At 64.6% G+C, this 9,502-nt stretch carries 9 protein-coding genes; 4 read left to right on the top strand and 5 right to left on the bottom strand.

Annotation, left to right across the window (positions count from 1 at the left end; all coding sequences use genetic code 11):
- The 3 genes from VD811_13925 to VD811_13935 all read right to left on the bottom strand — a co-directional run.
- Positions 1 to 644, bottom strand: a 644-nt coding sequence (locus VD811_13925) for a DEAD/DEAH box helicase (protein HXV22081.1), incomplete at its 3' end; no start/stop codon positions are given.
- Between the two features lie 61 nt (positions 645 to 705).
- Entirely contained in the window at positions 706 to 1,881 is a 1,176-nt protein-coding gene (locus VD811_13930; GenBank protein HXV22082.1) for an aminotransferase, read from the bottom strand.
- Positions 1,882 to 1,998: 117 nt separating this feature from the next.
- Complete coding sequence (locus VD811_13935) at positions 1,999 to 3,135, bottom strand: M20/M25/M40 family metallo-hydrolase (protein ID HXV22083.1); 1,137 nt, start codon at positions 3,133 to 3,135, stop codon at positions 1,999 to 2,001.
- Between the two features lie 244 nt (positions 3,136 to 3,379).
- On the opposite strand from VD811_13935, the gene VD811_13940 reads away from it, so the two are divergent.
- Genes VD811_13940 through VD811_13955 form a run of 4 tightly spaced genes read left to right on the top strand, consistent with a single transcriptional unit; the run spans position 3,380 to position 7,773 of the window.
- Positions 3,380 to 4,771 carry a peptidoglycan DD-metalloendopeptidase family protein gene (locus VD811_13940; GenBank protein HXV22084.1) on the top strand — a complete coding sequence of 464 codons (1,392 nt, stop codon included), beginning with the start codon at positions 3,380 to 3,382 and terminating at the stop codon, positions 4,769 to 4,771.
- Between the two features lie 56 nt (positions 4,772 to 4,827).
- Positions 4,828 to 5,880 carry a LysM peptidoglycan-binding domain-containing protein gene (locus VD811_13945; protein HXV22085.1) on the top strand — a complete coding sequence of 351 codons (1,053 nt, stop codon included), beginning with the start codon at positions 4,828 to 4,830 and terminating at the stop codon, positions 5,878 to 5,880.
- A gap of 52 nt (positions 5,881 to 5,932) precedes the next feature.
- Positions 5,933 to 7,126 carry a hypothetical protein gene (locus VD811_13950; GenBank protein HXV22086.1) on the top strand — a complete coding sequence of 398 codons (1,194 nt, stop codon included), beginning with the start codon at positions 5,933 to 5,935 and terminating at the stop codon, positions 7,124 to 7,126.
- A gap of 38 nt (positions 7,127 to 7,164) precedes the next feature.
- Positions 7,165 to 7,773 (top strand): ACP phosphodiesterase, encoded by a 609-nt coding sequence (locus VD811_13955; GenBank protein ID HXV22087.1) that lies wholly within the window; start codon positions 7,165 to 7,167, stop codon positions 7,771 to 7,773.
- A gap of 42 nt (positions 7,774 to 7,815) precedes the next feature.
- Here VD811_13955 and VD811_13960 read toward each other — a convergent pair whose 3' ends face one another.
- Positions 7,816 to 8,655 carry a rhodanese-like domain-containing protein gene (locus VD811_13960; GenBank protein ID HXV22088.1) on the bottom strand — a complete coding sequence of 280 codons (840 nt, stop codon included), beginning with the start codon at positions 8,653 to 8,655 and terminating at the stop codon, positions 7,816 to 7,818.
- A 36-nt stretch (positions 8,656 to 8,691) separates the two neighbouring features.
- A partial coding sequence (locus tag VD811_13965) for an FAD-dependent oxidoreductase (GenBank protein HXV22089.1) occupies positions 8,692 to 9,502 on the bottom strand: 811 nt, incomplete at its 5' end.

Consider the following 9,502-nt stretch of genomic DNA (forward strand, 5'->3'; position numbering starts at 1 on the left):
GTCGTCTCGGCGAGCGCCCGGCGCACCGCCGGCGGGACGTAGTCGCCCACCCTCCCCGGCGCTTCCTGCGCCAGGTAATGCACGTCTACGGGATAGCTGCGCCCGGCGCTGCTGACCAGCGGGCAGTCGCCGAGCAGCCGGGCCACCGGGGCGGCGTCGAGGGTCGCCGACATGACCAGCAGCCTGAGGTCCGGGCGCAGCCCCTGCTGGGCGTCGCGGCAGAGGGCCAGGGCGAGGTCGGAGTTGAGGTTGCGCTCGTGGAATTCGTCGAAGATGATCAGGCCGACGCCGGCGAGTTCCGGGTCGGCCTGCAGGCGGCGGGTGAGAATCCCCTCGGTGACCACCTCGATGCGGGTCGTCCTGGATGTCTTGCGTTCGTAACGGATGGTGTAGCCGACGGTGCCGCCGACCTCCTCGCCGCAAAGCTGCGCCATGTAGCGGGCGGCGTTGGTCGCCGCCAGCCGGCGCGGCTCGAGCATGAGGATCGACTTCCCGTCCAGCCACGGCTCGGCAAGCAGCGCCAGCGGCACGCGGGTCGTCTTCCCCGCCCCTGGCGGCGCCTGCAGCACCGCCGCGTCGTGGGCGGCCAGGGCGGCTTTCAGCTCAGGAAGGACGGCGTCGATGGGAAGGTGGGGAGAAGGCATGGGTATCATCAGACCTGTCCGACCCGTCGGACTTGTCCGACTCGTCCGACCGAGTGAACGCCTAGATTTGAAATTCCCGGAAACGCCGCACCGCCTCGGGGACCGCCGCCTCGGTGATGTTGCCGAAGGCGAGACGCAGATACTTTTCGAGCCCCGGCCCGAAGACCTCGCCGGGCAGGCAGAGGACGTTCGCTTCGGTGGCCAGGCGCCGGGCAATGCTGCGACTGCTCTCGGCCGGGAAGGGATGCCGCACCCAGGCGAAGAAGGCACCGGAGGCGGCAAGACGAAAGGGGTTCCCGGATTTCTGGAACTCCTCGCGGAAGCGGTCGTGGCGCTGCTGCATCATGGCCCCGTTGGCGGCGACCCAGCCGTCGAGGCGCTCGCAGCCGTAGCGCACCGCGTGCTGGGTGATGCGCGGCTGGCAGACCGCCATGGTGTCCTGCACCTTGAGGGCATGGTGGATGAAGCGCTCCGAGGCGACCAGCGCTCCTGCCCGGTAGCCGGTCATGGCGAAGGTCTTGCCGAAGGAAGCGAGGTGAACGAAATGGTCGCTCCAGGCCGGATCAGCAAAAAGATCGTGCGGCGCCGCGCCGCTGGGGAGAAAAGCGTTGTAGGTCTCGTCGAGGACCAGCGCGACATTGCGCTGCCGGGCCAACTCGAGGAGGCGGCGGATGGTGGCGGGGGGGATGATCGCGCCGGTCGGGTTGCTTGGGGTAACCAGCAGGATGGCGCGGGTCTTCGCCGTGATCAGACTGGCGATGGCTTCAACGTCGGGCAGGCCGCCGCAGGCCTCGGCAAAGGAGGCATAGACACAGCGGATGCCGAGAGCCTGCAAGGCCATCGGATGGTCGAAGTAGGCCGGCAACTGGAGGATGACCTCGTCTCCGGCCCGGCAGAGCACCGTCACCGCCAGCCAGAACGCCTGGCTGGCGCCGATGGTCAGGCAGATCTCCGACGGCCTGGGAGCCGCCCCGTAATGCCGGGCGTACCAGGCGCAAACCGCCGCGCGCACCTCCGGCAGCCCTTCGTCCGGGCTGTACTTCGAAGTCAGCGGATCATCGAGGAGCGGCTTGAGATGGGCAATGAGCTCCGGCGGCGGCGGATAGTCGGGAATCGCCTGACAGAGATCGACCAGCGGCCGCTCCGGCGGGAAGGTGCGGCCGGCGATCCAGGACTTCACCTCGGAGATCGGCGGAAAGTGGACCTGTTCGATGTTTGATGAGACGGAAAACTTCATTCAGGCCAAACCCTTCTTGCCACAGAGATCACAGAGAAAAAACTAAGTTGTTGTTCTGAATTTAGCCATCCGATTTACTCTGTGTTCTCTGTGCCCTCTGTGGCAAAAGCTTTTTATTCATGCCTCGCGGATGATCTCCACCAGCAGCTCCGCCACCCGCACCATGTCGTCGACCCGCACCGACTCGTCGACCGAGTGGACGTTGGTCATGCCGGTGCCGAGAATGACCGTCTCGATGCCGTGGCCGTTGAAAATGTTGGCATCCGAGCCGCCGCCGGCCGCCCGGACCTCTATGGTGCGGCCCAGGCGGGATGCGGCGGTCTCCACCAGGCGGATGACGGGAGACTGCAGGTCGACCGCCATCCGCGGGTAGTCGGACAGGACTTCGGCCTTGACCTCGGGAACGACCAGTTCACCGCCGATCTCCCTCGCCATGTCCCGCGCCGCCCCCTCGAAGCAGGCGACCATATGAGCGGTCTGGCGGGCGAGCTTCGCCGGGTCGTGGCTGCGCGCCTCCCCCTCGACCACCACCCGCTTCGCCACGATATTGGTCGCCTGCCCCCCCTCGATGCTGCCGATGTTGGCCGTGGTCTCCTCGTCGATGCGTCCCAGGTGCATGGCGGCGATGGCGCGGGCGGCGACCTCGATGGCCGAGATCCCCTTTTCCGGGGCGATGCCGGCATGCGCCTCGCGGCCGACCACCTCGAAGCACAGCTTGTTGGCACAGGGGGCCTTGTGGATGACCAGGTCGACCCCGGAGGTGTCGAGGGCCAGGCCGCGCCGGGAGTTCAGCCTTCCCGGATCCAGCAGCTTCGCGCCAAGCAGGCCCACCTCCTCGGCGATGGTGATTACCACCTCGACGGGTCCCCGGGGAATCGCCTGCTCGCGCACCACCTCGAGCGCTTCGATGAGCTCGGCGATCCCGGCCTTGTCGTCGGCGCCGAGGACCGTCTCACCGGCGCTGGTGAAAACTCCGTCGCGCAGCAGGGGCTCGACCCCGGCGCACGGCTCCACCGTATCCATGTGGGCCGACAACAACAGCGGTTCGCCCGTCCGACCCGCCGCCGGGAAGCGGGCGATCAGGTTGCCGCACTCGCCGCCGGCGCGTTCTCCGGCATCATCCATGACCACCTCGGCGCCGAGCTGACGGAAACGCTCAAGCAGATAACGGGCGATCTCGCCCTCGCCAAGGGAAGGGCTGGCCATGGTCGCCAGACGGGCAAATTCGGCTGCCAGACGTTCACTGTTGATCATCTCGGACCCTTTCAATCAGGTGCAAAGTCTTCGGGCCGGACAAAACCGCCGGCCGCCAATCTGCATTGTTTAGCCCATTTCCTTCCCCCTTTCAATCGAATTATAGACGAGGCGCCAATGGTTTTCTGCCACAACATCGCTTCAGTGGCTGGACAAAGGGGGGGGGAAACTGCTACTATCCGCCGGACAAAATCGCCCGTCACCCATTCAGTCTTATGATTTTTCCCAAGGGCAGACCGTTTCAATGGATTTTCACTTCCGGCCTCCGCGCCGATCGATGACCCGGCCGAACGAAAAAAAACGCCGATTCCTGCCGAGCTTCGAATTCCTCAGGTTCGCATCGGCGGCTGCCGCATTGTGCGCCCGGGTCCGCATGCACCGCCGGCTGATCTACCTGCTCGGCACAGTCGTGCTGCTGCTGGCAGGCCTCGTCCTGCTGCGGCAGACGATATCCCTCACCGAAGCCCGAATCGCGCCGCCCGAGATCATCGCCCCGCAAGTTGTGCAGAAGCCCCAAAAGGAAATCATCGAGGGAGAGATCCAGCCAGGCGACACCATTTCCGCCCTGCTCGGCAAATATTTCAGCGACCAGGAACTGCATTCGCTCACTACCGAAAGTCGCAAAGTCTTTCCCCTCTCCAGCATCTGCAGCGGGCAACCCTACAAGCTCTGCGTCAACGACGGCCAATTCGAACGCTTCGAATACGATATCGACCGCGACGAGCAGCTGATCATCCGCAAGGAGAGCGACAGCTTCGACATCAGTCGCCTCCCCATCGCCTACACGGTCAGGGAAGAGGTCGTTCGCGGAACCATCACCTCAAGCCTCTTCGAAGCGGTGAGCGAAGCCGGTGAGACTGATGCCCTGGCCGTGATGCTGGCCGACATCTTTGCCTACGATATCGATTTCATCCGGGACATTCGAGCCGGCGACAACTTCCAGGTGCTTGTCGAAAAACGTTTCCGGGAGGGAAAACCCGGCGGCTACGGCAAGATATTGGGGGCCACCTTCACCAACCAGGGAGATACCTATACCGCCTTTCTCTTCAAGGACGGCAAGAACCCGCCTTCCTACTACGCCGCCGACGGCAAGGCCCTGCGCAAGGCGTTTCTCAAGGCCCCCCTCGCCTTCAGCCGCATCTCCTCCGGCTTTACCATGAAGCGCTTCCACCCGATCACCAAAACCTGGAAGGCCCACCCGGCCATCGACTATGCAGCCCCCACCGGCACCCCGATCATGGCCATCGGCGACGGCACCATCATCAGGATCGGCCGGGCCGGCGGCAACGGCAACCACGTCAAGTTGCGCCACAGCAACGGCATCGAAAGTCTCTATCTGCACATGAGCCGCTTCGCCAAGGGAATGCGCCAAGGGAAGCGGGTCGTTCAGGGGCAGGTCATCGGCTACGTCGGCAGCACCGGCCTCGCCACCGGCCCGCATCTCTGTTTCCGCATGTACAAGAATGGTGCCCCCCTCAACCCGAGCAAACTCAAGACAGCGGCGGCCGCTCCCATTTCCCGGGAGCGCCTGGCCGAGTTTCGGGCGGCGATCGGCCCCCGTCTCGCCCGGCTGGAAGGTCGCGACATCCAGCAGGCCAAACTGGAGCCGGCCCCGGCAGCAGCCCCCGGCCGTTAGCCGCCGGGGACCCCGGTAGACCATGCCAGCCGGGTCTCCCGAAGGAATGCAATGAGATGAAACGTTCAACGTTCCCGATAGCGCTGATCTTCACCGTCCTGCTGGCGGCTTCCGCCTGGGCGGTGCCGGCTCGCAGCCCCTCGGCCGCCCGACCCGCTCCGTTGCCGCCAGCCACCTACCAGGTCAAGAAAGGGGACAGCCTCTACGCCATCGGCCGCCGGACCGGCCTGACGGTGCAGGAACTCAAACGCCTCAACGGCCTCAAGGGGACTGCGCTCAAACCCGGCCAGGTTCTCCTGCTCGAGCCGAAGAGAGCCACGGCCGGGGGCAAGAGCGCCCAGGAAAAGCCGTCGGCCGCATCGGCGTCCCCTGCCGGAGGCACGCGCGCCGCCGCGACCTACCAGGTCAGGAAGGGGGACAGCCTCTACGCCATTGCCCGCCGCAACGGCCTGACGGTGCAGGAACTCAAACGCCTCAACGGCCTCAAGGGGAACGCGCTCAAACCCGGCCAGAAGCTGATGCTCGCCAGGGCCGCCAGTTCCGCCCCGCCGCCGGCGATCGCAGCCGGGCCCGATCCGGCAAAACTGCTGCGCGAGGAGTCCGTCGCGCAACTGCCGGAAGAGGAGAGACTCATTTCCCAGGACACGCTGGAGGAAGTGGCCTTCTCCTACCTCGCTACCCCCTACCGCTTCGGCGGCAGCGGCAACAAGGGAATCGACTGCTCGAACTTTGTCCGCAGCGTCTTCCGCGAGCTCAATATCGACCTGCCCCGCACCGCCCGGGAACAGTACCGTCTCGGCACCCAGGTCGACCCGGATGAGCTGCAGAGCGGCGACCTGCTGTTTTTCCGCACCTACGCCAAATACCCCTCCCACGTTGGCATCTACCTCGGCGACCACAAGATGATCCACGCTTCGCCGCGCAGCCGGCGGGTGGTGATTACCAACGTGGACGCTCCCTACTTCCGCTCCCGTTTCATCGGCGCCAAGCGACTCGCTCTGCTCACCGACGCCCTCAACCTCGAGGCACTGTCCCGCGACGTCGAAGAAGAACCGGAGCCTCTCCTCGCGGAAGAAATCGACCCTGTAGCGACCAGCGGCGACAACTGATCGGCCCGTCCATGAGCGGCAGCCGGTTCCAGACTTTTTTGCGGAGCCAATCATGACCTTCAGGATCGGAGACCTGCTGCTTCAGCAAGGGATAATCACCCAGTCCGAGCTGGAAGAAGCGCTTAAATATCAGGTCATTTTCGGCGGCAAGCTCGGGACCAACCTCATCGAAATGGGGGTCCTCGGTGAAGAGGATATCACCCGGGCACTGAGCAGGAAGTTCAATATCCCGGCCGTCGATCTCGAACAGATCATGCAAGTCGCCCCAGAGGCAATCGCTGCAATCCCCGCCGAACTAGCCGGAAGATACCGGGTGCTCCCCCTGCGGCTCGAAGGCCGCCGCCTGACCCTGGCCATGGCCGACCCCGCAGACCTGCAGGCGGTTGACGAGATCGCCTTCCGCACTGGCCTGGTCATCCGGCCGCAGGTCGTCGCCGAGGTCCGACTGGGGCTGGCACTGGAAAAATACTACGGTCTTAAACGCGACTGGCGCTACATCAATGTCGCCCAAAGGATAAAAGCCAGGAAGAAGAAAATCGCACCGGATCTGTGCCCGCCGGAGGTAGCCTTGGCCCTGCTGTCGAAGAAGGACTGGGAGCTTTCGCAGCCGAAGCCGGAGAGCTCTAAGGGAGGGGAAGAGTCTCTTGCCGGATTGCCTCCGGCGCGGCAGGCCTCGCGAGAGGAAGAGATTCTGATTCTCGAAGAGGCGGACGTCCACGAGGAGGAGTCGCCAGAGGGGAAGACCGAAAGCATCGATCCCCTCGGTGAAAAAAGTGCCGCCGAATTGCTGGTGGAAGCCCAGGATCGGGACGAAATCCTCGCCGCCGTCCTCGGCAGCCTCGGCTGCGACTTCCCCCGTTGCGCGATTTTTCTGGTGCGGGGAGAGTTTGCCATGGGCTGGAAGTGCGCGTTTGATGGACAGACGACGCCGGGCTTCGCGCAGTTGCAAATTCCTCTGAACGAGCCGTCGGTATTGAAGACGGTGGCCGAGGGGAAGAGCTACTATCTCGGCCCCATTCCCCGTTCTCCCTTCAATTCGATGATGCTGCAGGAGATGGGCGGAACCCTGCCCCCTGCCGCCCTGCTGGTACCGCTGCTGATGATGGGGCGGGTAGTCGGCATCCTCTACGCCGACGGCCCGGGTGTCAACCTCGGCGAGCGACTCTTCGACCTGCAGAAGCTCACCGCCAAGGCCGCCATGGCGTTCGAGATTCTGGTACTGAAGAACAAGATTCTCAGTCTGTAGAATCCGGCTACAGGCCGCTGACGCCACCGGGAGCCGCAGTGAATTACCTGGTTCATCTCTTTCTCGCCGATGACACCCCGCCCTGCCTGCTGGGCAACCTGATGGGGGATTTCGTCAAGGGGCGTCTCGACGACACCTTCCCCACCGCCATCCGCCGCGGCATCGAGCTGCACCGGCAGATCGACGCCTTCGCCCACGACAACCCCTTGTACCGCCGCAGCAAGAGCCGCCTCGACGATAGTTACGGCTACTTCCGGGGCGTGCTGATCGACATCTTCTACGACCACTTTCTGGCCAGGGACTGGCACCGCTACCACCCTCTGCCCCTCGAAGAGTTCGCCGCCCGCATCTACCGGCTGCTGGAGGAACATTTCGAGCTGCTGCCGCCCGGCCTGCAGCAGGTGGCGCCGCGTATGATCGAGCACAACTGGCTTCTCTCCTATCGCGAGGTCGAAACCATCGACCGGGTGCTGGAGCGAATCTCCGCCCGTTTGCAACGGCCCAATCCGATCGGGCAGGGAATCGCCGAACTGCATCGGCACTACGCCGGGCTGGAGACCGATTGCGACCTTTTCCTGGCCCAGGCGCAGGAATTCGCGAGAGCCTGGCTAGGAAGGGCGTCCAGGGAAGACCTTCCGGGGAAGTAAGTCAGGACTATCGACGATTGCAAGCATGCTTCCGGCCGGACACTAGATAAAATGGTCCAGCAACCGGGTGAGCTTGGTCAGGTGGCGGCGTTCCTCGTCGGAGAGAACCTCGAATACCCGCCGTGAATGTTCGTTTTCCAGTTCCCGCCGCAGAATGAGATAACGGTCGTAAGCGTTGGTTTCGACCGAGATGGCCAGCTCCAGAATGTCGCGAATCTGCCTCCCGCGGATCCAGCTGAGCGCCTTCGGCACGCTGATGCCCCCCTCCATGAGCTGTCCGGGCGGCTCGGCAGGGAGCACGCCGCGGGGGAAATCGGTACCGGCCGGCTTTCCCGCCAGCCCTTCGTAGACCGCGACGAGCGTCGCCTTGTGATGTTCCTCGGCCACCACCAGTTCCCGGAAGAGACTTGCCGCCTCGCGGTCCTGCAGCATCGCCGCAACCTCCTGATAGAAGGAGCGGGTTCCCTCCTCGAGATACCAGGCCATGGCCACCTGTTTTTCGGGGGTCCGCATCGCGGTGAAGAACGCCAGCTCCGGTTCCGGCGACCCCTCGGCCGTCAGCCCTTCCCAGGCCCGGAGCCCACCGGCCATGTTGTGCACCTCGCGGAACCCGGCGTTCTGCAGCACCACGGCGGCGGCCCGACTGCGCACCCCGGCAGTGCAGCAGGTGATGGTAAGTTTGTTCGGGTCGAGCTCACCGAGCCTTTCCTGCAGCTCATCGACCGGGATCAGCTTGGCCCCGGGCAGATGCTTTTCTTCATATTCCGAAGGGTTGCGTACATCCACCAGGTTGTATTCCTCCGGAACATGCTTTTCGAGAAAGTCCAGCACCTGATCGGCCGGCCAGACGGAGACCGGCTTGAAATAGTCGAGAAAACTCATCAGCTCTTACCTCCCCGAAATGATGGACAAATCACCTCACTCTCCGCCCTCCGATTCCCCCGCCAACTGGAATTTGCGCATGAACCGCCGGTCGATCCGGTCCTTGAGCCAGAACGCCGGGCGGCCGTCCCACACCCAGCCCCGCCGGCGGAAAATCCCCCGGCCGTCGCCAAGGTTGAAGATCAGCAGATAGTCGGCCTGTGGTTCGAAGACTTTGAGCTCCCGTCCCTCCAGGGCGGCGAGCAGGTTGTGCAACAGCACCGGATTCTGCCGTACCGCGTAGACGCCAACCTTGTCCAGCGGCCGCGGCCGAAAACAGATGCAGTCGCCGCCCCCGAAGATTTCCGGATGCTCGACCCCTTGCAGATGGTTGTCGACCAGCAGCCCCCCGTCCACCCCGGTCGGCAGGCCGGAGTCGCGGAAGAGCGGGGGCGGCTCGATGCCCAGGGCCAGAAAGGCGAAATCATAGGCGAGGGAGATCCCGTTATCGAGAACCGCCCGGCCCTCCCGCACCTCGTGAGCTTTCGTCCCCTCGCGGACCTCCACCTGGCGCCGGCGCAGGGAAGCCAGTGCCAGCTGCCGTGTCCGCTCAGGCAGGCCGCCCAGCAGCCGGTGGCCGGCCAGCAGGGTGATTGTCGCCTGCCCGGCCACCTGTTGCACCAGGCGCCGGAGGTTGCCCGCCAGCTCGGTTCCGGCCGGGCCGCCGCCGACTACGAGCAGCTTAAGCGAACGGGATTTCAGTTCACCGAGGATGGTCTGACGCGCCCGGGCGAGACCGTCGATCGGCTTGACCGGCACAATCCCCGGCCCGGCAGCGGCCACCTTTTCCACGGGCACGCGGCTGCCG

This window comes from Desulfuromonadales bacterium (genome assembly GCA_035620395.1).
Taxonomy (GTDB): domain Bacteria; phylum Desulfobacterota; class Desulfuromonadia; order Desulfuromonadales; family DASPGW01; genus DASPGW01.

Coding starts and splice junctions, on each gene's coding strand:
- VD811_13950 (HXV22086.1), top strand. CDS start 5,933: ATGACCTTCAGGATCGGAGACCTGCTGCTTCAGCAAGGGATAATCACC.
- VD811_13960 (HXV22088.1), bottom strand. CDS start 8,655: ATGAGTTTTCTCGACTATTTCAAGCCGGTCTCCGTCTGGCCGGCCGAT.
- VD811_13940 (HXV22084.1), top strand. CDS start 3,380: ATGGATTTTCACTTCCGGCCTCCGCGCCGATCGATGACCCGGCCGAAC.
- VD811_13945 (HXV22085.1), top strand. CDS start 4,828: ATGAAACGTTCAACGTTCCCGATAGCGCTGATCTTCACCGTCCTGCTG.
- VD811_13935 (HXV22083.1), bottom strand. CDS start 3,135: ATGATCAACAGTGAACGTCTGGCAGCCGAATTTGCCCGTCTGGCGACC.
- VD811_13930 (HXV22082.1), bottom strand. CDS start 1,881: ATGAAGTTTTCCGTCTCATCAAACATCGAACAGGTCCACTTTCCGCCG.